This window comes from Paracoccus endophyticus (assembly GCF_003286075.1).
GTDB lineage: Bacteria > Pseudomonadota > Alphaproteobacteria > Rhodobacterales > Rhodobacteraceae > Paracoccus > Paracoccus endophyticus.
Window position 1 is genome coordinate 173,734 of the sequence record NZ_QLUV01000004.1, and the last position, 23,886, is coordinate 197,619.

23 protein-coding genes and 2 pseudogenes are annotated in these 23,886 nt (G+C 72.4%); 7 read left to right on the forward strand and 18 right to left on the reverse strand.

The window, feature by feature from the left end; all coding sequences use genetic code 11:
* Positions 1-7: 7 nt before the first annotated feature.
* The 7 genes from DPQ23_RS07180 to DPQ23_RS07210 form a co-directional block, all read right to left on the reverse strand.
* A complete protein-coding gene (locus tag DPQ23_RS07180) occupies positions 8-463 on the reverse strand; it encodes a GNAT family N-acetyltransferase (RefSeq protein WP_112874119.1) in 456 nt (151 codons plus the stop codon).
* Between the two features lie 6 nt (positions 464-469).
* Complete coding sequence (locus DPQ23_RS07185; protein WP_112874017.1) at positions 470-1,105, reverse strand: phosphoribosylanthranilate isomerase; 636 nt, start codon at positions 1,103-1,105, stop codon at positions 470-472.
* 4 nt (positions 1,106-1,109) lie between these two features.
* Positions 1,110-1,523 (reverse strand): lipopolysaccharide assembly protein LapA domain-containing protein, encoded by a 414-nt coding sequence (locus DPQ23_RS07190; protein ID WP_112874018.1) that lies wholly within the window; start codon positions 1,521-1,523, stop codon positions 1,110-1,112.
* A gap of 103 nt (positions 1,524-1,626) precedes the next feature.
* The gene (gene ihfB, locus DPQ23_RS07195) at positions 1,627-1,908 is read right to left on the reverse strand and encodes an integration host factor subunit beta (RefSeq protein ID WP_112874019.1); all 282 of its coding nucleotides are present in this window, start codon (positions 1,906-1,908) and stop codon (positions 1,627-1,629) included.
* A gap of 151 nt (positions 1,909-2,059) precedes the next feature.
* Positions 2,060-3,739 carry a 30S ribosomal protein S1 gene (gene rpsA, locus DPQ23_RS07200; RefSeq protein WP_112874020.1) on the reverse strand — a complete coding sequence of 560 codons (1,680 nt, stop codon included), beginning with the start codon at positions 3,737-3,739 and terminating at the stop codon, positions 2,060-2,062.
* Between the two features lie 312 nt (positions 3,740-4,051).
* Positions 4,052-4,639, reverse strand: a complete 588-nt coding sequence (locus DPQ23_RS07205; RefSeq protein ID WP_112874021.1) for a (d)CMP kinase — start codon at positions 4,637-4,639, stop codon at positions 4,052-4,054.
* A gap of 141 nt (positions 4,640-4,780) precedes the next feature.
* On the reverse strand, positions 4,781-5,953 hold the full coding sequence (locus tag DPQ23_RS07210; protein ID WP_112874022.1) for an NAD(P)/FAD-dependent oxidoreductase: 1,173 nt from the start codon (positions 5,951-5,953) through the stop codon (positions 4,781-4,783).
* 177 nt (positions 5,954-6,130) lie between these two features.
* Between DPQ23_RS07210 and DPQ23_RS07215 the strand changes: the two genes are divergently transcribed.
* The 3 genes and pseudogenes from DPQ23_RS07215 to DPQ23_RS16065 form a co-directional block, all read left to right on the forward strand.
* Positions 6,131-6,505, forward strand: coding sequence for an NADH:ubiquinone oxidoreductase subunit NDUFA12 (locus DPQ23_RS07215; protein ID WP_112874023.1), 375 nt, complete (start codon positions 6,131-6,133; stop codon positions 6,503-6,505).
* Position 6,506: 1 nt separating this feature from the next.
* Positions 6,507-6,989 carry an outer membrane lipid asymmetry maintenance protein MlaD gene (mlaD, locus tag DPQ23_RS07220; RefSeq protein WP_112874024.1) on the forward strand — a complete coding sequence of 161 codons (483 nt, stop codon included), beginning with the start codon at positions 6,507-6,509 and terminating at the stop codon, positions 6,987-6,989.
* A gap of 104 nt (positions 6,990-7,093) precedes the next feature.
* A pseudogene (locus tag DPQ23_RS16065) lies at positions 7,094-7,393 on the forward strand (DUF2155 domain-containing protein); the annotation flags it as partial.
* Positions 7,394-7,440: 47 nt separating this feature from the next.
* On the opposite strand, the gene aat reads toward DPQ23_RS16065, so the two are convergent.
* From aat to tkt, 6 genes and pseudogenes are all read right to left on the reverse strand, one after another.
* On the reverse strand, positions 7,441-8,154 hold the full coding sequence (gene aat / locus DPQ23_RS07230; RefSeq protein ID WP_112874025.1) for a leucyl/phenylalanyl-tRNA--protein transferase: 714 nt from the start codon (positions 8,152-8,154) through the stop codon (positions 7,441-7,443).
* A gap of 163 nt (positions 8,155-8,317) precedes the next feature.
* The gene (accC, locus tag DPQ23_RS07235; protein WP_112874026.1) at positions 8,318-9,664 is read right to left on the reverse strand and encodes an acetyl-CoA carboxylase biotin carboxylase subunit; all 1,347 of its coding nucleotides are present in this window, start codon (positions 9,662-9,664) and stop codon (positions 8,318-8,320) included.
* Positions 9,665-9,681: 17 nt separating this feature from the next.
* Positions 9,682-10,182, reverse strand: coding sequence for an acetyl-CoA carboxylase biotin carboxyl carrier protein (gene accB, locus DPQ23_RS07240; protein WP_112874027.1), 501 nt, complete (start codon positions 10,180-10,182; stop codon positions 9,682-9,684).
* A gap of 262 nt (positions 10,183-10,444) precedes the next feature.
* Positions 10,445-11,269, reverse strand: a pseudogene (locus tag DPQ23_RS07245) (lysophospholipid acyltransferase family protein); the annotation flags it as partial.
* A 68-nt stretch (positions 11,270-11,337) separates the two neighbouring features.
* Positions 11,338-12,258, reverse strand: a complete 921-nt coding sequence (locus DPQ23_RS07250; RefSeq protein WP_112874029.1) for a DMT family transporter — start codon at positions 12,256-12,258, stop codon at positions 11,338-11,340.
* A gap of 85 nt (positions 12,259-12,343) precedes the next feature.
* On the reverse strand, positions 12,344-14,362 hold the full coding sequence (tkt, locus tag DPQ23_RS07255) for a transketolase (protein ID WP_112874030.1): 2,019 nt from the start codon (positions 14,360-14,362) through the stop codon (positions 12,344-12,346).
* Between the two features lie 118 nt (positions 14,363-14,480).
* Here tkt and DPQ23_RS07260 point away from each other — a divergent pair, with 118 nt between their 5' ends.
* Complete coding sequence (locus tag DPQ23_RS07260) at positions 14,481-16,523, forward strand: hypothetical protein (RefSeq protein ID WP_162630666.1); 2,043 nt, start codon at positions 14,481-14,483, stop codon at positions 16,521-16,523.
* Here the strand turns inward: DPQ23_RS07260 and DPQ23_RS07265 are convergent.
* The 3 genes from DPQ23_RS07265 to DPQ23_RS07275 are packed head-to-tail and all read right to left on the reverse strand — an operon-like array spanning position 16,454 to position 19,417.
* The gene (locus tag DPQ23_RS07265; protein ID WP_112874032.1) at positions 16,454-17,497 is read right to left on the reverse strand and encodes a tyrosine recombinase; all 1,044 of its coding nucleotides are present in this window, start codon (positions 17,495-17,497) and stop codon (positions 16,454-16,456) included. The two genes, DPQ23_RS07260 and DPQ23_RS07265, sit on opposite strands and share 70 nt — an antisense overlap.
* Complete coding sequence (locus DPQ23_RS07270) at positions 17,494-19,152, reverse strand: hypothetical protein (RefSeq protein ID WP_112874033.1); 1,659 nt, start codon at positions 19,150-19,152, stop codon at positions 17,494-17,496. Before DPQ23_RS07270 ends, DPQ23_RS07265 begins: the two co-directional genes overlap by 4 nt.
* A complete protein-coding gene (locus tag DPQ23_RS07275; RefSeq protein WP_112874034.1) occupies positions 19,136-19,417 on the reverse strand; it encodes a hypothetical protein in 282 nt (93 codons plus the stop codon). The genes DPQ23_RS07270 and DPQ23_RS07275 overlap by 17 nt, the downstream gene beginning before the upstream one ends.
* A 108-nt stretch (positions 19,418-19,525) precedes the next feature.
* On the opposite strand from DPQ23_RS07275, the gene DPQ23_RS07280 reads away from it, so the two are divergent.
* Both DPQ23_RS07280 and aroB read left to right on the forward strand, forming a co-directional pair.
* Positions 19,526-20,170: a shikimate kinase gene (locus tag DPQ23_RS07280; protein WP_170310768.1), complete on the forward strand. Its 645-nt coding sequence runs from the start codon at positions 19,526-19,528 to the stop codon at positions 20,168-20,170.
* On the forward strand, positions 20,170-21,279 hold the full coding sequence (aroB, locus tag DPQ23_RS07285) for a 3-dehydroquinate synthase (RefSeq protein WP_112874036.1): 1,110 nt from the start codon (positions 20,170-20,172) through the stop codon (positions 21,277-21,279). The genes DPQ23_RS07280 and aroB overlap by 1 nt, the downstream gene beginning before the upstream one ends.
* A gap of 67 nt (positions 21,280-21,346) precedes the next feature.
* Here aroB and ssb read toward each other — a convergent pair whose 3' ends face one another.
* Positions 21,347-21,868, reverse strand: coding sequence for a single-stranded DNA-binding protein (gene ssb / locus DPQ23_RS07290; protein WP_112874037.1), 522 nt, complete (start codon positions 21,866-21,868; stop codon positions 21,347-21,349).
* A 219-nt stretch (positions 21,869-22,087) separates the two neighbouring features.
* Between ssb and DPQ23_RS07295 the strand changes: the two genes are divergently transcribed.
* Positions 22,088-22,714 (forward strand): lytic transglycosylase domain-containing protein, encoded by a 627-nt coding sequence (locus tag DPQ23_RS07295; RefSeq protein WP_112874038.1) that lies wholly within the window; start codon positions 22,088-22,090, stop codon positions 22,712-22,714.
* Between the two features lie 106 nt (positions 22,715-22,820).
* On the opposite strand, the gene hemB is transcribed toward DPQ23_RS07295, so the two are convergent.
* The gene (hemB, locus tag DPQ23_RS07300; RefSeq protein ID WP_112874039.1) at positions 22,821-23,825 is read right to left on the reverse strand and encodes a porphobilinogen synthase; all 1,005 of its coding nucleotides are present in this window, start codon (positions 23,823-23,825) and stop codon (positions 22,821-22,823) included.
* Positions 23,826-23,886: the final 61 nt, after the last annotated feature.

The window sequence follows — 23,886 nt, forward strand, 5'->3', positions numbered from 1 at the left end:
CGGCCCGTCAGAGAGGTTTCTTAAATCCGATGTGCGAAGGGGTAAACCCAAGCCGCCGATAGAACCGCGCCGCGTTCTCGCGCGCGGCATTGGTCGTAAGCTGGATCAGCCCGCAGCCGGCGGCACGCGCGCGCGCCTCGGCATCGGCGATCAGCTGCGCGCCCAGGCCCTGCCCGCGACGGTCGGCGGCGACGCGGACACCCTCGATCTCGGCCCGGCGGGTGCCCGACAGCGACAGGCCAGAGATCAGCACAAGCTGGTAGCAGGCGACGATCCGGCCGTCCGCCTCGGCCACGAACAGCGTGTTGCCCGGCTCGGCCGCCATGGCGTCGAACGCCGCCAGATAGGGGGCAAGGTCGCCCCCTTCGCGCGCGCGGCCCAGGTCGTCGTCGGCCAGCAGGGCCACGACGGCGGGCACATCGTCGCGGGTGGCGGGGCGAAAGGGCAGGGGGCGCGCGTCCACCACCGCTCAGCCCGCCGCTGCGACAAAGGCGCGGATCAGGTCGGGGTCCTTGACCCCCGGCCCGGATTCGACCCCCGAGGAGACGTCCACCGCCGGCGCCCCTGTCAGGCGGATCGCCTCGGCCACGTTGCCGGGGGTCAGCCCGCCCGCCAGCATCCAGGGCTTGAGCAGCCGCCGCCCCGCCAGCAGCCGCCAGTCGAAGGACAGGCCGTTCCCCCCGGGCAGGGCCGCGCCGGGCGCGGGCTTGGCATCGATCAGCAGCAGGTCCGCGACCAGCCCGTAATCCCACAGCGCGTCCAGATCGGCAGGTCCGGCGATGCCTACGGCCTTCATCACGGGCAGGCCGGTGCGGGCCTTGACCTCGGTGACGCGGGCAGGCGTCTCGGCCCCGTGCAGCTGCAGGATGTCCAGCGGCACCTGCGCCAGCACCGCGTCCAGCGTGGCATCGTCGGGGTTCACGAACAGGCCCACGCGCGCCAGGCCGACCGGCGCCGCCCCGGCCAGCGCGGCGGCCTCTGCGATGCCAAGGTGACGGGGGGACTTCGGAAAGAACACAAGGCCCGCATAGCGCGCGCCGGCCTGCGCCGCGGCGGCCAGGTGGTCTGGCCGGGTCAGGCCGCAGATCTTGACGGCGGCGGGCAAGGATCTAGCGCGCCGCGGGCAGCGTGGTCGCGGGGGCGGCAAGGGGCCGGGCAGGGGCCGCGGGGGAGGGCGGCGCGTCCAGGATCGCCAGCACCTCGTCGCGCGGGGCGGCATGGGTCTGGCGCAGGCCGCCGACCTCGCGTTCCAGCCGCGCCAGGTCGTTGGCCCGGCGCGACGATTCCTGGCGCAGATGCGCCTCGCGCAGCCATTCCCAGATCAGGCCCAGCACCATGCCCACCAGCAGGGACAGCAGGATGACCAGGAACAGCGGCATGCTGGCCGACCACGTGCCGCCGCCCAGATACTGGTCGAACTGGCCGGGAAACAGTCGGACGGTGACGATCCCGCGGTTCGCCATCGCCACCAGGAACAGGGCCACGGCCAGCAGAACAAAGAACAACACCCGAATCAGACGCATCGGCCACCCGTGACGATAAAGGATTTCTGCGGGGCCATCCCGCCCGCGCCACTTTCGCCCATGCCGCGATCAGGTTCAACCGCCGCGCGGCCCGGCCGCGGCGTCAGCCGTCGTTCAGCCGGTCGCGCAGCAGCTTGCCGGTCTTGAAGAAGGGCACGTGCTTTTCATCGACCTTGACCGATTCGCCGGTGCGCGGGTTGCGGCCCTGCCGGGCGTCGCGCTTCTTGACCGAGAACGCCCCGAAGCCGCGCAGTTCGACCCGGTCGCCGCGGGCCATGGCCTCGATGATCTCCTCGAACACCGTGCCGACGATCTTTTCCACGTCGCGCTGGATCAGATGCGGGTTTTCGTCCGCGATGATCTGGATCAGTTCGGAACGGATCATGGGCGTCCTGCGCGTTGGCGGCGGGTCCGGGATGGGATCAGATACTTGTGTCCGAACGCGACCCAAATGAAAAGGTTGCAAAAAATCCTGAGACAAAGAAAAACCGCCGCCCCCGGACGGGGACGGCGGCGAAAGGGGATCGCCTAAGCGATCAGCCGCGGTTCTTGAGCGCCGCGCCGAGGATGTCGCCCAGCGACGCGCCCGAATCGGACGAGCCGTACTGGTCGATGGCCTCTTTCTCCTCGGCGATCTCGCGCGCCTTGATCGACAGGCCCAGACGGCGGGTCTTGGTGTCGATGTTGGTCACGCGCGCATCCACCGTGTCCCCGACCTGGAAGCGTTCGGGACGCTGGTCCTGACGGTCGCGCGCCAGGTCGGACCGGCGGATGAACGACTTGACGCCGTTGTATTCCACTTCGATCCCGCCCTCCTCGATCGCCGTCACCGTGACGGACACGACCGAGCCGCGCTTCACGCCATCGACCGCCTCGGTCATGGTGTCGTTTTCCAGAGCCTTGATCGACAGGCTGATGCGTTCCTTGTCGACATCGACCTCCTGAACGGCCGCGCGGACGACGTCGCCCTTGCGATAGTTCTGGATCGCATCCTCGCCGCGCTGGTCCCACGACAGGTCCGACAGGTGGACCATGCCGTCGATGTCGCCGTCCAGGCCCACGAACAGACCGAATTCGGTGATGTTCTTGACCTCGCCCTCGATCTGGGTGCCGGCCGGGTGGGTTTCGGCGAAGACTTCCCACGGGTTGCGCATGGTCTGCTTGAGGCCAAGGCTCACGCGGCGCTTCTGCTCGTCGATCTCCAGCACCATGACGTCAACCTCCTGCGAGGTGGACACGATCTTGCCGGGGTGGACGTTCTTCTTGGTCCACGACATTTCGGACACGTGGACCAGGCCCTCGACGCCCGCCTCCAGCTCGACGAAGGCGCCGTAGTCGGTGATGTTGGTCACGCGGCCCTTGTGGACCGACCCGATCGGGAACTTGGCGGCCACGGTGTCCCACGGATCGGACTGCAGCTGCTTCATGCCCAGGCTGATGCGGTGGGTTTCCTTGTTGATCTTGACGACCTGGACCTTGACGGTCTCGCCGATCGCCAGGATCTCGGACGGGTGGTTGACGCGGCGCCACGCCATGTCGGTGACGTGCAGCAGGCCGTCCACGCCGCCCAGGTCCACGAAGGCACCGTATTCGGTGATGTTCTTGACGACGCCGTCAACGACCTGACCCTCGTGCAGGTTGGAAATGACCTCGGCGCGCTGTTCGGCGCGGCTTTCTTCCAGGATGGCGCGGCGCGACACGACGATGTTGCCGCGGCGACGGTCCATCTTCAGGATCTGGAACGGCTGCTTCAGACCCATCAGCGGGCCGGCATCGCGCACGGGGCGCACGTCCACCTGGCTGCCTGGCAGGAACGCCACGGCGCCGCCCAGATCGACGGTGAAGCCGCCCTTGACGCGGCCGAAGATGGCGCCATCGACGCGCTCTTCCTTGGCGTAGGCCTGCTCCAGACGGTCCCACGCCTCTTCGCGGCGGGCCTTCTCGCGGCTGATCGAGGCTTCGCCGCGGGCGTTCTCCACGCGGTCCAGATAGACCTCGACCTCGTCGCCGACCTTGATGGTCGCGTCCTCGCCGGGGGCTGCGAATTCCTTAAGATCGACGCGGCCTTCCATCTTGTAGCCGACGTCGATGATGGCCTGGCCTGCCTCGATGGCAATGACCCGGCCCTTGACGACCGAACCTTCGTTCGGGGTGTCGATTTCGAGGCTGTCGTTCAGAAGGGCCTCGAATTCCTCCATGGATGCGTTCTTCGCCATGCGGCTGTCAGTTCCTTTGTGCATGTGTATGGGCCTGGCGGTTGGCTCCGCCGGTCTGTTGGTCCCCGGAACGACAAAGGGTCGCAGCAATGGCCCGACCCGGTGGAAAGCGGCCTGTTGTGGCCCTGTCGTTCACGAAGACTTGGCCGCGCGTATAGACGCCGGGGGCCGCAAAGGCAAGGGCAGCCGTGGATCAGGCCAGATCGCCCGCGTCCCGGGATCGGGGCAGGGCCGCCCGCGGGGCGCGCGCGGGATCTGTCGTCACCCGCCCGGACCGACGCGACCGCAAGGGATCATGCGCCCCTGCCCGGATCAGCCCGCACGGCGTTGCACGACCTCGACCACGGCGGCGGCCACCGCCTGGTCGATGGTCATGGCGGTGGTGTCCAGCACCACCGCATCGGGCGCGGGGCGCAGGGGGGCCGCGGCGCGGGCGCTGTCGCGGGCGTCACGCTCGCGCAGCTGCGCCAGCATCTCGGCCGGATCGACGCCCAGTTCGGCCGCACGGCGGCCCGCGCGGGTCGCGTCGTCGGCCACGACATACAGCTTGACCGCTGCCTCGGGGCAGATGACCGTCCCGATGTCGCGCCCGTCCAGCACCGCGCCGGGTTCCTGAAGGGCAAAGCGGCGCTGGAAATCGACCAGCGCCGACCGCACCCCGGGCAGTGCTGCGACACGCGAGGCCGCCTGCCCGGCCTCGGCCGAGCGCAGGCCGGGGCGGGCCAGGTCGGCGGCGGTCAGGGCCTGTGCGGCGGCAACGGGATCGCCGCCCATCGCGCCCACCGCGCGATACAGCAGCCCCGTGTCCAGATGCGGGAACCCGAAATGCGCCGCCAGCGCCCGCGCGATGGTGCCCTTGCCCGATGCGGCGGGTCCGTCGATGGCGATGGTGAATGGCATGGCGCGGTCTCCGGCGAATGCAACGGGATTGCCACAGGCGGCGGCGCAAGGAAAGCGGGCGGCGCGCAGGGCTGCGGCTGGTCGTGCGGGCGATCATGCAGCCGCAGGCGGGACCCGGGGCGCCGGGACGATGGCCGCCGGTCAGACGATCGCCGCTTCGGCGAACGGTCGGCCGTCCAGCACCCTCTGGACGCCCAGGGGCGACAGGTCCAGCGTCACCCAGTCGCCGTGGACGATCTGTTCCGCGATGCCGCGCCCCACGGCCGGGGCCTGTTGCAGGCCGTGGCCGGAAAAGCCGTTGGCGTGATACAGGTTCGGCACCAGCGGGTGGCGGCCCAGGATGGCATTCTGGTCCAGCGTGTTGAACGCATAATGCCCCGCCCATCCGCGCACCGCCCTGGCCGCGCCGAAGCCTTCGGCCCGGTTGTAGAGCGCGGGCCAGACGTGATCCTCCCACAGGGCATGGTCGGGGTCGAAATCGTCGGGCGCGCAGGGGCCGTCGCAGGCGGGCACGGCCGCGGCCAGCCACTGGCCGTGTTCCGGCCGGAACCAGAGGCCCGAGGGATCGACGACCAGCGGCGCGTCCGGGTGGCGCGCCCCGGGGGCGTCGACGACAAAGATCGTGCGCTTGCGCGGCTCGACCGGCAGGTCCAGCCCCATCGTCCGCATCAGGGCCCCGGCGCGCGGCCCGGCGCAGTTGACGACCACGTCGGCGGCTCGCCGCCCGCCCTGTTCCAGCAGGACCGCCGCCACGCGACCGCCCTCGCGTTCAAGCGCGGTCACGCGGTCGCGCAGCCAGACCGCGCCGGCGGCGCGCGACGCGTTCCTCAGCCCCGCCAACAGGCCCATGTTGTCGAAGAACCCCTCGTCGCGCGGGCCGAACGACCCCGCCACGACATCGTCCAGCGCCATCCAGGGCCAGCGGGCGGCCAGCCCCGCGCGGTCCAGCACCTGCGTCGCGGCGCCCAGCGACCGCTGCATCGCGGCCAGCGTGTCCAGTTGCCGGGCGCCCGCCTCGGTCGCGGTAAGGAACAGATAGCCGTTTTCCCTGAATCCCAGGTCCGGCACGCCTCCCGCAGGGGCGGTCCAGGCCGCGAAGTCGCGGATGAACTCGACCCCGAAGCGGCTGATCGCCACGTTGACCGGGGTGGTGAACTGCGACCGGATGGCGGCCGCCGACAGCGCGGTGGACGACGTGGCATAGCTGGGGTCGGGCTCGATGACGGTGACGCGCAGTCCGGGGTCCATGCGGGTCAGCCAGAACGCCACCGACGCGCCCATCACCGCGCCCCCCACGATCAGCACCTCGGTCATCCTGCGCCCCGTTCCCGGTCGGGCGCCTGCCGGCCCGATCCCCGCAGCGTGGGCCGGGGACGGGCGGCGCCGCAAGCCGGGTGCGTCACTCTGCCGTGGTCATGCGGCAAGGTGCTGGACCTTGGGCCGGGGATGGGCGATAGGAACTCATCTTGCCGACAACAGCCGGAGCCGCCCATGTGGATCGTCTATCGCCTGCTGACCTGGTGGAACGGTCAGACGCTCGGGACCCAGCTGTGGACCCGGCGCCACGGTTCGGCGGTGGGCGAGGATGAGCAGGGCAACCTGTATTACCAGACCGCCGGCGGCAAGCGCCGCTGGGTCATCTACAACGGCGAATCCGACGCAAGCCGCGTGCCGCCCGAATGGCACGGCTGGCTGCATTTCACCTATGACGAGCCGCCCACCCGCGGGGCGCTGCCGCACAAGGCCTGGCAGCGGCCCCATGTGCCCAACCTGACCGGCACGCCGGGCGCCTATCACCCGGCCGGGTCGCTGTATCGCGCCGAACCGCTGAAGCGGCGCGACTATGACGCGTGGCGGCCGGAGTAGCATGACCGCCGCATCCGAACGGGCCGAACTGCTGGTCGGCGCGGTGGTGATCGCCGTCGCCGCCGGCTTTCTAATCTGGTCCACCGGCGCGCTGACCGGGCCAGGGCGCGACAGCTATCCGCTGGTCGCGTCCTTTCCGAACGTGGACGGAATCGAGAAGGGGACAGAGGTGCGGCTGGCCGGGGTCCGCGTCGGCCGCGTCGACGAGGTTTCGCTGAACCCGCAGACCTATCTGGCCGAGGCCAGGCTGAGCATCCCCGCCGGCATTGCCCTGCCCACCGACAGCGCGGCGCTGATCCAGTCCGACGGTCTGCTGGGCGGCGCCTATGTCGAGCTGCGCCCCGGCGGCGCACCCGACCTGCTGGGTCCGGGCGACGAGATCGAAGACGTTCAGGGCGCCGTCAGTCTGCTGACGTTGATGATGAAGTTCGTCGATTCCAAATCCGCCGAGGGGGACGCCCCCGCCGCGGGCGCGCAGCCGTGATCGGGCGGGCGCTGCTGCCGGTCCTGGCGGCCCTGCCGCTGGCCCAGCCTGCTGCGGCGCAGTCCCGCGCCTCTACCGACATCGCGCCGGGCAGCCGGGCGGCGGTGGTCCAGCCCGCGGCCGCGGGCGACATCGCGCGGGCGCAGGGGGCGCTGCTGCGGGGACTGGACAAGGTCTCGGGCCGGTCCACCGAGCTGTCGCTGCTGGTGGGCGAGGCGGTGCGCTTCGGCCGGCTGGAGGTGCGGCTGGGCGAATGCCGCTATCCTGCCGCCGACCGCGATTCGGACGCGTTCGCGGAACTGACGATCACCGACACGACCTCGAACGAGACGCGCTTTGCCGGATGGATGATCGCGTCCTCTCCGGCGCTGTCGGCGCTGGACGATGCGCGCTATGATGTCTGGGTGGTGTCGTGCACGGACGGCACGACCGACGCCCGCCCCGACCTGGTCTATGAACCCGACACCGTGGCCCCCGCAGGCGGCGAGGGCGAGGCGGTGCCCCCCGAGGGGGCCGGCCCCGACGGCGGCGAGGCCCCCCCGCCCGAGGACAGCGACGCCGCCAGCGCCGAGGCCGAGGGCAACGGATAGGCCCGAAAGTCGGCGGGGATCGTGATCGCGTGGGCCAGCTGGCGGCGATAGACGCTGCGCGGGATCTCGTGCCCGCCCATCGAGGCCAGGTGCGGCGTCAGGTACTGGGTGTCGAACAGCACGAACCCGCAGCGCGCCAGATGGTCGCTGGTCCAGACGAGCGCCATCTTGGACCCGTCGCGCCGGGCCGAGAACATGCTTTCCCCGAAGAACGCGCCGCCCAGCGTCACGCCGAAGATGCCGCCGGCCAGCGCGCCCTCGTGATAGACGGCCAGCGCATGGGCGTGTCCCATCGCGTGCAGGTCCCTGTAAAGCTGGCGCAGCGGCGCGTTGATCCAGGTTTCCGGGCGGTTCGCGCAGTGGCCGACGATCGCATCGAAATCGCGGGCGATCTCGGCGTGCCAGCCGCCACGCGCCAGACTGCGCCTGAGCGAGCGCGAGGCATGGACCCCGCCGACCGGCAGCACGCCCCGCAGCGGCGGGTCGAACCAGTGCAGGCGGTGATCCACCGCCGAGACGGCCATCGGAAAGACCCCCTGGGCATAGCCGGTCAGCAATTGGGCCGTGTTCAGCATCCGACGCTCTCAGGACTTGGCGGGGGCAGGTTAGCGGCCGGGCCGGGCCTTGGCCAGCCGCACAGCCTTGCGCCGCGCACAGGGCGAGGGGGCGGGACGACGCGGGCGGGCCGTGGTGGTCGCCGCGACGGGAAAGGCCGGCGTCGCCGCCGGCCGTCTCGGGTCAGTTCAGGTTTTCCGACAGCCAGCGTTCAAGCCAGTGAATGGAATAGTTCCCGCGCTGGATGTCGGGTTCTTCAAGCAACGCGCGAAACAGCGGGATCGTGGTGTCCACGCCGTCCACGATCAGCTCTCCCAGCGCGCGGTTCAGACGCGCCAGCGCCTCGTCGCGGTCGCGGCCATGCACGATCAGCTTGCCGATCAGGCTGTCGTAGAACGGCGGGATCGCATAGCCGTCATAGATGGCGCTGTCCATGCGAACGCCCAGCCCGCCGGGCGCGTGATACTGGGTGATCCGGCCGGGGCAGGGGGTAAAGTTCGGCAGCTTCTCGGCGTTGATGCGCACCTCGATCGCGTGGCCGCGGATCGACAGCTGGTCCTGCGACAGCGTCAGCGGATGGCCCGCCGCGACGCGGATCTGCTCGCGCACGAGGTCCACGCCGAAGATCGCCTCGGTCACCGGATGCTCGACCTGGAGGCGGGTGTTCATCTCGATGAAGTAGAACTCGTCGTCTTCGAACAGGAACTCGACGGTGCCTGCGCCCGCATAGCCCAGCTTGGCCATCGCATCGGCGCAGATGCCGCCGATGCGCGCGCGCTGCTCGGGGGTGATGACGGGGCCGGGCGCCTCCTCCAGCACCTTCTGGTGGCGCCGTTGCAGCGAGCAGTCGCGCTCGCCCAGATGGATCGCCGCGCCCTTGCCGTCGCCGAAGACCTGGATCTCGATATGGCGCGGGCGCTGAAGGTATTTCTCGATATAGACCTCGTCGTTGCCGAAGGCGGCCTTGGCCTCGGCCCGCGCGGTGCGGAAGGCGACCTCCAGGCCCGCCTCGTCATGGGCGACCTTCATGCCGCGCCCGCCGCCGCCGGCGGTGGCCTTGATGATGACCGGATAGCCGATCTGCCCGGCGACCGTCTTGGCCGACGCCACATCCGCGACGCCGCCGTCGGACCCCGGCACCACGGGGATGCCCAGCGCCCTGGCGGTGTCCTTGGCGGTAATCTTGTCGCCCATGATGCGGATATGCTCCGCGCGCGGTCCGATGAAGGTCAGGCCGTGATCCTCGACCATCTGCACGAAGGTCGCGTTCTCGGACAGAAAGCCGTAGCCGGGATGGATCGCCTGCGCGCCGGTGATCTCGCAGGCCGAGATGATCGCAGGCATCGACAGATACGACAGCTGCGACGGCGGCGGGCCGATGCAGACGGATTCGTCGGCCATGCGGACGTGCATGGCGTCGGTGTCGGCCGTGGAATGGACCGCGACCGAGGCGATGCCCATCTCGCGGCAAGCGCGGATGACGCGCAGCGCGATCTCGCCGCGGTTGGCGATCAGGATCTTGTCGAACATGGGCCGGCGGTCCCCGCTCACTCGACGACCATCAGGGGGGCGCCGAACTCGACCGGGGTGCCGTCCTCGACCAGTATGCGGCGGACGGTGCCCGCGCGGGGCGCGGGGATGTGGTTCATCGTCTTCATTGCCTCGACGATCAGCAGCGTGTCGCCCTCGGCCACCTGCTGGCCGATGGTGACGAAGGGCGCCGACCCCGGCTCGGCCGACAGATAGCAGGTGCCGACCATGGGCGAGGTCACGGCCCCCGGCAGGGAGGCCGGGTCCCCCGCGGGCGGCGCGGCGGGGGCCTGGCCGGCCTGCGGGGCCTGGGGCGCCTGCTGGACCTGGGGCGCGGGGGCGCTGTGCATCATGACCGGCGCGGCCTGCTTGGCCAGCTGGATGGTCAGGCGGTCGTTCTCGCCGTATTCCCGTTCCACCGACAGCTCGGTCAGCTGGTTGCGGTTCAACAGCTCGGCCAGCGCCTGGATGAAGGCGACGTCGCCCTCATGGTGCGCGGTGTGATCTTTGTCGCTCATGCGTCTCTGCCTCATGCCGTTCTGATGTCGGCGCTCTGGCGGGCTTATATCTTGACCGCCGCGCCAAGGGAAACCGTTTCGGGCCGCCGTCCGGCCGGCGCTGTCAGGCCGGCGTGCCGCCCGCGCCATTCCCCGCCCCGTCAGCCCCCACCCCGTCAGCCTCGGACCGGGCAGGCCGCGCGCCGGGCACGGCGGGCCCCATGAAGGCGCCGGGCGGCGCGGCGGTATCGTCGCCCGCGGGCTGCGCGGGCGTTCTGCGGGGCGGGGCCTTCCAGCGACGGTGGACCCAGAACCACTGGTCCATGTGCGCGCGCACCAGCCGTTCCAGGTCGTCATTCAGCGCCTGCATCATCGTGGCGGCATCCGAGGCAGGGATCGGCAGGCCCACCTCGACCCGAAAGCTCAGCCCGTCCGGCTGGCGCACCCCGGCGATGGGAACCAGCGCCGCGCCGTGGCGCAACGCCAGCTCGGCCGGGGTCAGGACCGTCTCGCTGGGCAGGCCGAAGAACCGCAGAGTCGCGCCGTGCCGGTCGAACTGGTCGAACCCCAGGCACAGCATCCCCCCGCGCCGCAGAAAGCGCAGCATGCCCGTCAGCCCGGCGCGTCCCGCGCGCGGAAACAGGGGCTGCGCGATGGCCTCGATCGTGGGGATGTAATGGCGGTTGAAGGCGCGGTTGTTCATCGGCCGGTACAGCGCCCCGACAGGCCAGCCCCGCGCCGCGATCGCCGCGCGCATCGCGTCATAGTTGCCGAAATGCGCGCAGGCGAGGATCACCGGCCGCCCCGCCGCCGCCGCCTGTTCCAGCGCGGGCACGCCCGGTCCGGTCAGGGGGTCGGCAGCACCCACGCGGGCGGTGAACTCGGCCCCGGAATAGATTTCCATCAGGGCGCGGCCCGCGTTGTCGGGAACGGCCCGCGTCAGGCGGCGCACCTCGGCGGGCGTCAGGTCGGGGCGCGCCAGGGCAAGGTTCTCGCGGATGCGCCGCCGCCAGCCGGCCACGGGGCCGACCAGATGGGCAAAGGTCCAGCCCATCGCGGGAATGCGCCGGTCATAGGGCAGCAGCCGGAACAGCCGGATCAGCGCCATGAAGGCCGCGCTGGCCACCCGGTCGCGCAGGGGCACCCGCGGCGCGTCGTCCGGGGCGGGCGGCGCGCTCATCCAGGGCGGCCGGCGCGCATGGCCTGCGCCTCGCGCGTCCAGACATACAGCCCCGCGGCCACGATGATCCCCGCGCCCACCAGCGCCCACAGGTCGGGCACCGCGCCGAAGAACAGCCAGCCCCACAGCCCCGCCCAGATCAGCCCGGTATAGCCGAAGGGCGCGACGGCCGCCGCCTCGGCCAGCGAGAAGGCGCGGATCAGCGTGGCCTGGGCGCCCGTTCCCAGCAGGCCCAGCGCCAGGAATGCGGGCAGGTCGGCCGCGGCGACCGGCTGCCACACGAAGGGCGCGACCAGCGACGCGCCCAGCGTCGCCACCGCCGTGGACCACAGGATCGAGGTCGCGGTCGAATCGCCCCGCACCATCCGGGTCATCACCGCCCCCGCGGCATAGGTGAACGCCCCGATCAGCGGCAGGACCGCCGCGGGGTGCAGCACGCCCGCGCCCGGGCGGATGATGATCAGCGCGCCGGCCAGTGCCGCGGCGATGCCGACGATGCGGCGGATGCCGATGCGCTCGCCCAGAAACAGCGCCGCGCCCAGCGTGATCAGCACGGGGTTGATGTCCATGATCGCCGTCGCCTCGGCCAGTCCGATGAACTGCAGGGCGGTGAAGAACAGCCCGATCGAGGCGACCTGCGTCAGCCCTCGCCCGACCTGCAGCAGGGGCGCGCTGGACCGGGCGACGGTCCGCAGGCGCGGGGCCAGCACCGCCAGCACGATGACCAGGTTGATCGCCATCCGGGTCCAGATCACCTGTCCGGGGTGATAGCTGGCGGTCAGGTGCTTGCCCAGCGCGTCCATCAGCGTGAACAGCAGCACCGAGGCCAGCAGCATCAGGATGCCCAGCCGCTGGTTCGCGGCCTGCGCGGGCCGGGCCGCGGCCGTGGGCAGGGCGCCGGGCGTGGGCTGGGTCATCGCCCGCCCCCGGACTGCCCCGCCCTGCCGCCTGCACGCGCACGGCACATCGCCGCGCCGAGGGCCGCCGGGCAGGCCCGTCCGGTCACAGCAGCGCCTTGACCTTGGCCACCGTGTCCTCGGCCGTGATGCCGAATTCCCTGTAAAGCCGTTCGGCGGGGGCCGAGGCGCCAAAGCCCGTCATCCCCACGAAATCACAGCGTTTCCAGTCGCCCCGCTCGCCCATCAGCAGCCAGTCCCAGGGCTGGCGCACCGCCGCCTCGACCGCCACGCGGACGGGGCCTGCGGGCAGGACCTCGGCGCGGTAATCCTCGTCCTGGTCGCGGAACAGCTCCATGCAGGGGACCGACACGACGCGCGTGGGGATGCCTTCGGCCTCCAGCGCCTCGGCGGCCCGGACGGCGATCTCGACCTCGGACCCCGAGGCCATCAGGATCGCCCGCGCCTCGGCCGACGCCTCGCGCAGGACATAGGCGCCCCGTGCGGTCAGGTTCTCGGCGGTGTGTTCCGTGCGCACGGTGGGCAGGTTCTGCCGCGACAGCGCCAGGATCGAGGGGGTCTCGTCGGTGCTCAGCGCCAGTTCCCACGCCTCGGCGGTCTCGACCACGTCGGCGGGGCGGAACGTCCAGGTGTTGGGCGTGGCGCGCAGCATGGCCAGATGCTCGACCGGCTGGTGGGTCGGGCCATCCTCGCCCAGGCCGATGGAATCGTGGGTCATCACATAGACCACCGGCAGTCCCATCAGCGCCGACAGCCGCATCGCGCCACGGGCATAGTCGGTAAAGCACAGGAACGTGCCGCCATAGGGGCGAAAGCCCCCGTGCAGCCACAGCCCGTTCATCGCCGCGGCCATGCCGTGTTCCCGGATGCCGTAATGGACATAGCGGCCCAGCCGGTTCTGCGCGTCGAACACGCCCAGGCCCTTGGTCAGCGTGTTGTTGGACCCGGTCAGGTCGGCCGACCCGCCGATGGTTTCCGGCAGAACGGGGTTCACCGCCTCCAGCACCATCTCGGAGGCCTTGCGGGTGGCGACCGTGGGGCGCCCCTCGGCGGCGGCGCGCTTGACCGCCTCGATCGCGGGGGCCAGCGCCGGGTTCGCCTCGCCCGAGACGCGGGCGGCGAATGCGTTGCGGCGGTCTTGCGGCAGGGCATCGACGCGGGCGGCCCAGTCCTCGCGCGCGGGGCGGCCGCGCGCGCCGATGGCCCGCCAGCGCGCCAGGATGTCGTCGGGGACGTGGAAATCGGGGTGCGCCCAGTCGTATCCGCTGCGCGCCGCCGCGATCCCCTCGGCCCCCAGGGGCGATCCGTGGACGCCCGAGGTGCCGCCCTTGGGCGCCCCCCAGCCGATGATCGTCTTGCACGCGACCAGGGTCGGGCGGCCATCGCCTGACGCGGCCTCGGTCAGGGCGCGGTCGATGTCGGCGGCGTCGTGGCCGTCGCACGACAGGGTGCGCCAGCCGCAGGCCTCGAACCGCTTCAGCTGGTCGGTCTTGTCCGACAGCGACACCGCGCCGTCGATGGTGATGTCGTTGTCGTCCCACAGCACGATCAGCCGGCCCAGCCGCTGGTGGCCGGCCAGTGCGATCGCCTCGTGGCTGATGCCCTCCATCAGGCAGCCGTCGCCCGCGATCACCCAGGTGCGGTGGTCGCACAGGTCGGGGCCGAACTCGGCGCGCATCTTCTCCTCGGCCATGGCCATGCCGACGGCGGTGGCCAGGCCCTGGCCCAGCGGGCCGGTCGTCGTCTCGACCCCCTCGGCGTGGCCGTATTCGGGGTGGCCCGCGGTGATCGCGCCCCACTGGCGGAAGTTGCGGATCTGCTCCAGCGTCATCTGCTCGTACCCGGTCAGGTGCAGAACCGCATAGATCAGCATCGAGCCATGGCCCGCCGACAGCACGAAACGGTCGCGGTCGAACCAGTTCGGCGCGGCGGCGTCGAATTTCAGATGCCGGCCCCACAGCACGGTCGCCACGTCCGCCATGCCCATCGGCATGCCGGGATGGCCCGAGTTCGCGGCCTGCACCGCATCCATCGCCAGCACCCGGATGGCGCTTGCAAGGGTCCAGTGGTCGGGGTCGGCAAGGCGGCGCGCGGTCAGGTCCATGGGGGGCTCCGGGATGGCGGATGGCGGACAGGGTCGCGTGCCTGATAGGCAGGCCGCGCCCGGGTTGCAAGGCAGGGTGGGCGCGCCTAGACAGGCCGGGGCAGCAGCGGTGGGCGACATGGCGGACGGCATCGCGGGCGGCATCGCGGGTGGGCAGGGCGGACGCGGCGACGCGCCGCCGGGGCCGGCGATCCTGGGCTTTCGCAAGGACCGGGTGGGCGCGCGGCTGATCGGGCTGCTGAACGTGCTGCGCCTGCGTCAGCGGTTCGGCGAGGGCAGCGCCCGTTTCGCATGGCTCAGCCAGCCCGACGGCCCCTATCCCGACCTGACCGACCCGACCGAGATCTTTGCCCCCGCCCTTGTCGCCGCGGTCATGGATGTCGTCCCCCGCGCCCCCGACATGGCGGGACGCGAGTCGCTGACCGCCGCGGCGGTGCGGATGCGGCCCGACAGCCTGGCCGAGCGGCTGGCGCAGGGCGCGCGCTGGCACTGCGATGCCGCGTTCGAGATGGTGGCCTTTCAGGGCGAGCGTCCGGCCGAGATCGTCCGGCAGACCGCCGCGCTGGTGGCCGCGCTGCCGCTGTCGGCCCCCCTGGCGCAGGCGCTGGACGCGGCAATGGCGCAGGTCGGGGCGGTGGCGTCCGGTCCGGCCGCCGCCATCCACGTCCGGCGCGGCGACATCCTGGACGGCGACCCGTGGTCCTATGCCGCCTGGCCGTCGAAATACGTCCCCGACGAATTCTTCCGCGCCTATGTCGAGACGACCACAGGCCCCGTGCTGGCGTTTTCCGACACACCGGCCGCCATCCCGCATCTGGCGCAGGGCCACCCGCGCATCGTTGCGGTGGCGGGGCTGCTGGCCGACCGGGGGCTGACCACCGCCCAGCAGGACGTGCTGGAACTGTTGCTGATGGCGCGCTGCGCGCAGGTGGGCGCGCCGGCCTACAGCGCGTTCTCGCGCGCGGCGCAGGTGATGGGGGGCGCGCGGGTGGTGGCGCTGCCCGCAGGGTTGCCCAGGCCGTTGCGGGTCGCCGCGCATGACGGGCTGCTGGACAGGGCGCTGACGCGGCAGGACAGCTTTCTGGCGCCGGGGGATCTGGCGCAGTCGCTGGTCCATGCCGCCAACCATGCCGCGGCCACCGGCCGCGACGCCGAGCTGGTCGCGGCCTTCGCGCCGCAGGATGCGTTCCTGCGCCGGTTCCCGTTCGTGGGCGGGGTCGTTGCCGCCGCCGCCCTGCGGGCGGATCAGCCAGACCTTGCTGCAACCTTGGCAGCGGCGATGCTGGACAACCCGCGCCTGCAGTCCGGCAACAAGACCGTCGCGCGCCAGATCGGGATGCTGCGCACCAGGACGGCCGGGCGCGGTGGCGACGGGGAAGGCGATCCCGTGGCCGGGCTTGTCACCGAACTGTTCGTGGGGTGGCGGTCCGACAGCAGCGTGCTGCCCCGGCTGGTCTGGACCTTGCTGGGGCAACAGGGGCCGGCCGGTGCGGCGCTGATGATGTCGCCGGGCCTGGCCCGGCGGCTGGCGCTGCCGCAGGTCGAGGGCGGCCCCCCCGCGCTGCTGCCGCCCTGGACGGTGCAGATCGGCTGGGCCGAGCTGATCCAGTCCGACGACATGCGCCGCCGCCTGCACCAGTCACCCCCGCTGGCCCGCGCCCTGGCCCCCGCGGCCGGCCTGCTGGACGGGGTCGAGGCGGGGCTGACCGCGCCCGAGACGCGGACCGGGCCGGTTGGGATCGACTCCGAGTTGCTGGGCTTTGCGGCCTCGGTGCTGGTGATGCACAACCGGCTGGCCCGCGCGATGCGGCTGCTGGAATGGCTGATCGCGCAGCGCCCGACCGACCCGATGCTGCACAAGCGCATGGCCGACGCCTGCTATATGGCCGACAACGCCGGGGCGGGGTGGCGCTGGCTGGACGGCGCGATCGAGCGCGCCGAGGCGGGGTCGCGCAGCCATGCCCTGCTGCATGTGGCCGCAGCCTCGCGCGCGGGCGCGGGCGCCCCCCGCCGCGCCGAACGGCACCTCGCGGCCGCGTCCGAGGGCTGGCCGAACCTGCGCCTGATCGCCCGCGTGGCCAAGGGCCTCGGTCAGTCCGGTTCGGCGTCCGCGCGGCGGGGCAGGGGCCGGGCCGAGGCCGTCGCAGGCCCCTCGGGCTGATCGCCGCCCCCGGCCAGCGGGTGATGGCGCAGCACCAGCTCGCGCAGCCGCGCGTCCATGACATGGGTATAGATCTCGGTCGTGCCCAGGTCGGCATGGCCCAGCAGGGTCTGGATCGCCCGCAGGTCGGCCCCGCCTTCCAGCAGATGGGTGGCAAAGGCGTGGCGGATGACGTGCGGCGTGACCCGGCCCGGCGCAAAGCCCGTGGCCGCCGCAAGGCCCGCCAGCATCCCGTGGAACGCCTGCCGGGTCATGTGCCCGGCCGCGCCCGCGGCGGGAAACAGCCAGCGTGCGCCCGGCCCCGCCACCAGCCGCCCCAGGGGGCTGTCGGGCGGGGCCGCGTCGCGGATCGAAAGCCAATCGGCGACCGCCGCGCGCGCGGGTCCGGTCAGCGGCACCATGCGCTCGCGCCCGCCCTTGCCGCGCACCAGGATCATCTGCGGCGCGCCGCGCAGGGCCGCGACCGGCAGGCCCACCAGTTCGCTGACGCGCAGGCCGGTGGCATAGATCAGCTCCATCGCGGCCCGGTTGCGGGCCCGGTCGGCCGGCGTGGCGCCGAACTGGCCTGCGGCATCCAGCAGGCGGGTCATGTCGTCCTGCGTCAGGGTGCGGGGCAGGCGCGGGCTGCGGCCGGGGCCCGCGATGCGGATCGCGGGGTCGTCGTCGCGCCAGCCTTCGTCCAGGGAAAACCGGGTGAACTGGCGGATGGCGGACAGGCGGCGGGCGCGGGTGGCGCGCGAAAGGCCCTCGGCCTCGCAGCGCGACAGATAGGCCTCGATCTGGTCGCGGGTGATGGCCGTCAGCGCGATGCCACGCCCGGCGGCAAAGGCCGCAAGGTCGCGCAGGTCGCGGCCATAGCCCAGCAGCGTGTTGCGCGAGGCCCCGCTTTCGGCCGCCTGCGCGTCCAGGAACGCGCCGATGCGGCGCAGGTCGTCCGCGCGTGCGTCCTGCGCCAGCGCGCGATCCCGCGTCATGGCCGTGGGCGTGCGGGGTCCAGCACCAGCAGCTCGACCGCCGCCTGCCGGGCCAGCGTCGCCTGGCCCAGCCGGACCAGGTGCGACAGCCCCGCGGCCGCGCGCCTCTGATCGCCCGAGGCGCCCGCATCGACATCGGCCAGCGCCGCGATCAGCGCAAGGCCGCGGCTGGACGGCGGCTCCGCGCCCTCGGCCGGGCCGCCGGACGCAGGGGGGGACAGCGCCGCGGCAAAGTCCGCCGCCGCCGCCGGGGCCTCGGCCGGCGGAGGGGGCAGGGGCGCTGCCGTGCCGGGCGCATGGGCCAGCGCCGACAGCCAGCGATCCAGCGGCGATGCGTCCGCGTCGGTCACCGGCAGGCCCGCGATCAGCCGCAGCCGCGCGGCGATGGACCGCGCCTCGTCCGTCATTCCGGTTGCGGGCAGGCGCGCGGCGACCATCGCGGCCAGCGTGGGGGTCAGCCGGCCGTCGGCGAACAGCCGGTCCGCCCGTTCCAGCGCCTGCCCGGCCGCCGCGGCGTCCTGGGCCGTCAGCGCGCGGTCCAGGTCCTGCCACGCCGCGGCGCGGTCCCATACCCCGCCCGAGGCCGCGGGCGCCTGTTCCGAATAGGCCTGCGCCAGCGTGGCGGGGTCCAGCGCGCCCGCGCGCGACAGCCGCTCGGCCGCCTCGATCCGCGCTTTCCATCCGCCGTTCGCCCGCAGGTCGGCATGGGCGAAGGCCAGCGGCAGGTCGGTGGTGGACAGCGGCTCGCCGATCGCCTCGTGCAGGCGGAAATCCAGCGGAGTCACCGTTTCAGTGGCGGGGATCGCCCCCTCGCCCTCGGCGGGCGCGTCCACCGCGCCATCGTCCAGGAACGCCTCGAGCAGGGCGACGGTGGTGGGGGGGATCAGCCCGTCCGCCCGCGCCCCGTGCAGCGTCAGCGCCGCCGCCGCCCAGTCCCCGGCCTGGGCCAGGCAGAAGATGCGCGCACCGAATCCGGGGGCAAGGCCCGGCTTGCGGCCGATGGTCTCGCACAGCGCGCCCTCCTCTCCGGTGATCAGCGCGATGTCGAAGCGGCGCCCCACGATCGGGGCGTTGCCCGCCCCGGCCGCCTGCGCCAGCGCGCGCGCGGCGGGCAGTTGGCCCAGCGCGATCAGCCGGTCGATCCGGGCCAGAAACAGCGAGCCCTCGTCGCCCGCCGCGCTGCCTGTCGGGGGGGCAACCTGCGCGGTCAGCAGCCGCAGGAACGCCTGCCGCGTCGCGGGCAGCTGCGGGTCATAGCCGGCAAGGGCCCGGGCTGCGTCCCCGGCCGAGGCATTGCCCCACAGGTCGGCGGGCAGGCCCGCGGCGGCGGCCGACAGCGTGCCCTTGGCATCGGGATTGCCGTCCGACAGCCGCGTGACGCCGACCGGGGCCACGGCGCCGGTCTTGGCCACCGGGCCCAGGCCGGGCGCGGGGCGGGGCCTGCGGCGCTGGGCATCGGGGGGCACCGGCTGTCCGGGCCGCCAGCTGGGCGCGGGCATGCTGCGGGACGGCTGCGGCGCGCGCCCCGACAGCCAGTCGTTCGACGACAGCGGCGCGCCGCCGGGCGGGGCGGGCGCCTGCGACCAGGCGGGGCCGGCCAGCGCCAGCGCCGCGATCAGCGCGGCCGCCGCGCGCGCGTCAGTCCAGCACGGCATCGGGATCCTCACTGGCGGGCGCAGGAGCCTGCGTCGCATCGGATGTCGCGGCCGGGGCAGGCATGGCGGGGCGGGCGGCGGCGGGTGCGGCGGCGGGCGTGGCGTCGGGGCTGGCGTCGTTGTCGGGGCTGGCGTCGTTCAGGTCCAGCTCGACCGGGACCCGCATCGCCTGGGGCTGCGCGTCCATGTCGCCGAAATAGGCATAGCCGAACAGTCCGGCCACGGCGGCCAGCGCCAGGAAGATGATGATCCGCAGCCAACGCATGACCCGTGTCCCTCTGGTGTTATCGTCCCGGCGCCGGTGCGGCGGGTTGGCACGATTATAGGTGGCGTTTCGGGAAAGATCACGCCATTGACTGCACGGTCCGCCGCGATGCCGCTTGCAGGCGCAGGGCGGCGTTTGCAAGGGGGCCTGCGGGTGAGACAGTGCGTCGTGCTGATCGGCATGATGGGGGCGGGGAAATCCGCCATCGGCGCGGAGCTGGCCCGCCGCCTGTCCGTGCCGCTGCGCGATTCCGACGCCGAGATCGCCCATGCCGCCGCGATGACCATCCCCGAGATCTTTGCCCGCGACGGCGAGGCGTTCTTTCGCGCGCGCGAGACCGAGGTGCTGGCCCGGCTGCTGCGCGCCGGGCCGGCCATCATCTCGACCGGCGGCGGCGCCTGGATGCGGGCGGAAAATCGCGCCCTGATCGCCGCCGCGGGCGTGTCGGTGTGGCTCGACTGCTCGTTGCCGACGCTGTGGCACCGGGTGCGGATGAAGCCCACGCGCCCGCTGTTGCAGACCCCCGACCCGCGGGGCACGCTGGAGCGGCTGCTGGCCGAACGCGGGCCGGTCTATGCGACGGCCGACCTGACGCTGCGCGTGGGCGAGCGCGACAGCGTCGAGGTGACGGGCCAGCGCCTGCTGGACCTGCTGGCGCAGTCCCGCCCCGACCTGTTCGACCCGGCCGAGCGCGCGCGCATCGGCGCGCGGGCGGTCGATCCCCAGCCAAGCTCAGCCGACGAGGGCCCCTGATGACACCATCCCCCCGGATCGTTCCCGTGGACCTGGGCGCGCGCAGCTATCAGGTCCGCATCGGCCCCGGCCTGATCCCCGCGGCCCCCGCGCATCTGGCCCCCCTGCTGGCGCGTCCGCGGGTGGCCATCGTCACCGACGAGACGGTCGCCGCGCTGCATCTGCCGGCGCTGGTGGCGGCGCTTGAAGGGGCGGGCATCGCCGCGACCGCGCTGGCCCTGCCGGCGGGCGAGGCCACGAAGGGCTGGGACCAGCTGGGGCGCACGGTGGACTGGCTGCTGGGCGAGCGGATCGAGCGGCGCGACATCGTGATCGCGCTGGGCGGCGGGGTGATCGGCGATCTTGCCGGCTTTGCCGCCGCGATCCTGCGCCGGGGCGTGCGCTTCGTGCAGATGCCGACCACGCTGCTGGCGCAGGTGGACAGCTCGGTCGGCGGCAAGACCGGGGTGAACTCGGTCCACGGCAAGAACCTGATCGGCGCGTTCCACCAGCCCAGCCTGGTGCTGGCCGACACCGACGCGCTGGCGACCCTGCCGGACCGCGACTTTCGCGCAGGTTACGGCGAGGTGGTGAAATACGGCCTGCTGGGGGACGCCGGGTTCTTTGCCTGGCTGGAGGAGAACGGCCGCCGGCTGCGCACCGACGCGGAGGCTGTGCTGCACGCGGTGGCCCATTCCGTCGCGATGAAGGCCGGGATCGTCGCGCGCGACGAGACCGAGCAGGGCGAGCGCGCCCTGCTGAACCTGGGCCATACGTTCGGCCACGCGCTGGAAACCGCGACCGGCTATTCCGACCGGCTGCTGCACGGCGAGGGTGTGGCGATCGGCTGTGCGCTGGCGTTCGAACTGTCGGCGCGCCTGGGCCTGTGCCCGCAGGAGGATCCCTCGCGCGTGGGCGCGCACCTGGCCGCGATGGGGATGCCCGCGCGGCTGGCCGACATCCCCGGCGCGCTGCCGGACGACGACGCGCTGATCGCTGCAATGGGGCAGGACAAGAAGGTGGTGGACGGGCGGCTGCGCCTGATCCTGGCGCGCGGGATCGGGCAGGCCTTCGTCACCGACGCGGTGGACCGGGGCGATCTGGCGGCGGTGCTGGCCGCGTCACGCTGAACGGGCGCCCGCCAGGGGCGCCCGTCGGGGGCGCCCGCCGGTCAGGCCGCGCACGGACGGCGTCCGATCAGAACGGGATCTCGTCGTCGAAATCCGGGCCGCCGCGGCTGGCGCCGCCTTTCGATCCGCCCTGCGCGCCGCCCGAGGGGCCGCCCTGGTCGTAGTCGCCGTAACCCTCGTCATAGCCGCCGCGCGCGCCCTGGCCGCCCCCCGGACCGCCGCCGCCGCCCGGGCCGCCGCGGCCGTCCAGCATGTGCAGTTCGCTGCGGAACGGACGCAGCGCGACCTCGGTCGCGTAGCGGTCGGCGCCGGACTGGTCCTGCCATTTGCGGGTTTCAAGCTGGCCCTCGACATAGACCTTGCTGCCCTTTTTCAGGTACTGCTCGGCCACCCGGACCAGCGGTTCGGAATGGATGACGACGGTGTGCCATTCGGTGCGCTCGCGCCGTTCGCCGCTTGTGCGGTCCTTCCACTGTTCGGATGTGGCGATCCGCAGGTTGGCGATCTTGCCGCCGTTCTGAAAGGTGCGGATTTCCGGGTCCTGGCCCAGATTGCCGACCAGAATGACCTTGTTGACGCTGCCGGCCATGGTGTTTCCGTCCTGATGCTGATCTGAGGCATGGGTGTATCCCGGACGCCGGCCCGCCGGCAAGCGGAAGGGCAGGCGCAGCAGTCGGCGGATTGTCGCCGATCATCCGGGGATTGCGGCAACAGCGGCCTTGGCGGCTTGTCGCCTTTGCCCGTAACGTCGTCGCAAAACGACAATGGCGAGGGCGACATGGCTTCAGTGATCGACGGATTTCGTTCCATGGCCAGGGTTGTGGTGCTGGCGCTGGCCGGCGCGGGGATTGCGGCGCCGGTCTCGGCGCAAGGGCTGGTCCTGAACGGCGCCTCGTCCAAGTCGCGCAGCTCGCAGTTCCAGCGCCAGACCCGGCTGATGGACACGCGGCTTGCCACGCAATACCAGCGCTCGCAGCGGCTGCGGCCCGACAACGGCAAGGTCAAGACGCTGACCGTCATCAGTCTGGACGGGGGCGGATCGGGCGCGATCCCCCGCTATCGCGGCAACCAGCGCAGCCAGTACCTGCCCCACGCCCGCGCGATGGCGCGCAAGCACGGCGTGCCCGAGGATCTGTTCCTGCGGCTGGTCCAGCAGGAATCGGGCTGGAACGCCAGCGCGCGGTCGCACAAGGGGGCGACCGGACTGGCGCAGCTGATGCCCGGCACGGCGGCCAAGCTGGGCGTGAACCCCCGCGACCCGATCCAGAACCTGGAAGGGGGCGCGCGCTATCTCAAGCAGATGTACAATACGTTCGGCGACTGGCGACTGGCGCTGGCGGCCTATAACGCGGGGCCCGGCGCGGTGCAGAAATACCGCGGCGTGCCGCCGTACCGCGAAACCAAGAACTACGTCCGCATCATCCACGGCGGCTGACGGCGCGCGGCGCCGCGCCGGGGGTTTTCCACCCCCGGACCCCCGGAGGATACTTGGGCAAGACAGAACGATCGGGCGCTGATCGCCGCGCCTCCGTTCCGACGGGCTAGGCCTGGGCCAGCGCCTGCGCCACCTGCGGCGCGTAATAGGTCAGGATGCCGTCGCAGCCCGCGCGGCGGAACGACAGCAGGCTTTCCAGCACCACGTCGCGCCGCAGCCAGCCCTGGCGGATCGCGCCCTCGATCATCGCGTATTCGCCGCTGACCTGATAGGCGTAGGTGGGCGCGCCGAACTGGTCCTTCACCTCGCGGCAGATGTCGAGATAGGGCATCCCCGGCTTGATCATCACCATGTCCGCGCCCTCGGCCAGGTCGCGGGCCACGCAGCGCAGCGCCTCGTCGCGGTTGGCGGGGTTGATCTGGTAGGTCTTCTTGTCGCCGACCAGCCGCCCCGAGGCGCCGACCGCATCCCGGAACGGCCCGTAGAAGCCGGACGCGTATTTCGCCGCATAGGACAGGATCGCCACATCCTTGTGTCCTGCGCCCTCGAGCCCTGCGCGCAGCGCGCCGATGCGGCCGTCCATCATGTCGCTGGGACCCAGGATGTCGGCCCCCGCCTCGGCCTGCACCAGCGCCATGCGGACCAGCGCCTCGACCGTCTCGTCGTTCAGGATCACGCCGTCGCGGACCAGCCCGTCATGGCCGTTGATGTTGTAGGGGTCCAGCGCGATGTCGGTCATCACCGCCAGATCGGGGGCTGCGTCCTTGACCGCCCGGATGGCGCGGTTGCCGATGTTGTCCGGGTCCCAGGCCCGCTCGCACCCTTCGGTCTTCAGGTCGGGGTCCGAGTGGGGAAAGATGCAGACCGCCGGGATGCCCAGGTCGGCCGCGCGTTCGGCCGCCCGGCGCGCGCCGTCCAGCGTCAGGCGCTCGACGCCGGGCATCGAGGGGATCTCGCCCTCGGCCCCGGCGACCTCGGTCACGAAGATCGGCCAGATCAGGTTCTGCGCCGACAGGTGGCGCTCGGCCGTCAGGGCGCGCAGCGCGGGGGTGCGGCGCAGCCGGCGCAGGCGGGTGGCGGGGAAGGGGGCGATGATCGGCGTGGCGGGCATGGGGGCGGGCTTTCCTGGCGGTCGCCTTCACAGGTGCCACAAGGGCGGGGCCGGGCGCAAC

What these genes read in the sequence shown, in the direction of transcription:
- DPQ23_RS07190 (WP_112874018.1), bottom strand. Translation starts at nt 1,523, where the DNA reads ATGCGTCTGATTCGGGTGTTGTTCTTTGTTCTGCTGGCCGTGGCCCTG.
- ihfB (WP_112874019.1), bottom strand. Translation starts at nt 1,908, where the DNA reads ATGATCCGTTCCGAACTGATCCAGATCATCGCGGACGAAAACCCGCAT.
- rpsA (WP_112874020.1), bottom strand. Translation starts at nt 3,739, where the DNA reads ATGGCGAAGAACGCATCCATGGAGGAATTCGAGGCCCTTCTGAACGAC.
- DPQ23_RS07205 (WP_112874021.1), bottom strand. Translation starts at nt 4,639, where the DNA reads ATGCCATTCACCATCGCCATCGACGGACCCGCCGCATCGGGCAAGGGC.
- DPQ23_RS07210 (WP_112874022.1), bottom strand. Translation starts at nt 5,953, where the DNA reads ATGACCGAGGTGCTGATCGTGGGGGGCGCGGTGATGGGCGCGTCGGTG.
- DPQ23_RS07215 (WP_112874023.1), top strand. Translation starts at nt 6,131, where the DNA reads ATGTGGATCGTCTATCGCCTGCTGACCTGGTGGAACGGTCAGACGCTC.
- mlaD (WP_112874024.1), top strand. Translation starts at nt 6,507, where the DNA reads ATGACCGCCGCATCCGAACGGGCCGAACTGCTGGTCGGCGCGGTGGTG.
- aat (WP_112874025.1), bottom strand. Translation starts at nt 8,154, where the DNA reads ATGCTGAACACGGCCCAATTGCTGACCGGCTATGCCCAGGGGGTCTTT.
- accC (WP_112874026.1), bottom strand. Translation starts at nt 9,664, where the DNA reads ATGTTCGACAAGATCCTGATCGCCAACCGCGGCGAGATCGCGCTGCGC.
- accB (WP_112874027.1), bottom strand. Translation starts at nt 10,182, where the DNA reads ATGAGCGACAAAGATCACACCGCGCACCATGAGGGCGACGTCGCCTTC.
- DPQ23_RS07250 (WP_112874029.1), bottom strand. Translation starts at nt 12,258, where the DNA reads ATGACCCAGCCCACGCCCGGCGCCCTGCCCACGGCCGCGGCCCGGCCC.
- tkt (WP_112874030.1), bottom strand. Translation starts at nt 14,362, where the DNA reads ATGGACCTGACCGCGCGCCGCCTTGCCGACCCCGACCACTGGACCCTT.
- DPQ23_RS07260 (WP_162630666.1), top strand. Translation starts at nt 14,481, where the DNA reads ATGGCGGACGGCATCGCGGGCGGCATCGCGGGTGGGCAGGGCGGACGC.
- DPQ23_RS07265 (WP_112874032.1), bottom strand. Translation starts at nt 17,497, where the DNA reads ATGACGCGGGATCGCGCGCTGGCGCAGGACGCACGCGCGGACGACCTG.
- DPQ23_RS07270 (WP_112874033.1), bottom strand. Translation starts at nt 19,152, where the DNA reads ATGCCGTGCTGGACTGACGCGCGCGCGGCGGCCGCGCTGATCGCGGCG.
- DPQ23_RS07275 (WP_112874034.1), bottom strand. Translation starts at nt 19,417, where the DNA reads ATGCGTTGGCTGCGGATCATCATCTTCCTGGCGCTGGCCGCCGTGGCC.
- DPQ23_RS07280 (WP_170310768.1), top strand. Translation starts at nt 19,526, where the DNA reads ATGCCGCTTGCAGGCGCAGGGCGGCGTTTGCAAGGGGGCCTGCGGGTG.
- aroB (WP_112874036.1), top strand. Translation starts at nt 20,170, where the DNA reads ATGACACCATCCCCCCGGATCGTTCCCGTGGACCTGGGCGCGCGCAGC.
- ssb (WP_112874037.1), bottom strand. Translation starts at nt 21,868, where the DNA reads ATGGCCGGCAGCGTCAACAAGGTCATTCTGGTCGGCAATCTGGGCCAG.
- DPQ23_RS07295 (WP_112874038.1), top strand. Translation starts at nt 22,088, where the DNA reads ATGGCCAGGGTTGTGGTGCTGGCGCTGGCCGGCGCGGGGATTGCGGCG.
- hemB (WP_112874039.1), bottom strand. Translation starts at nt 23,825, where the DNA reads ATGCCCGCCACGCCGATCATCGCCCCCTTCCCCGCCACCCGCCTGCGC.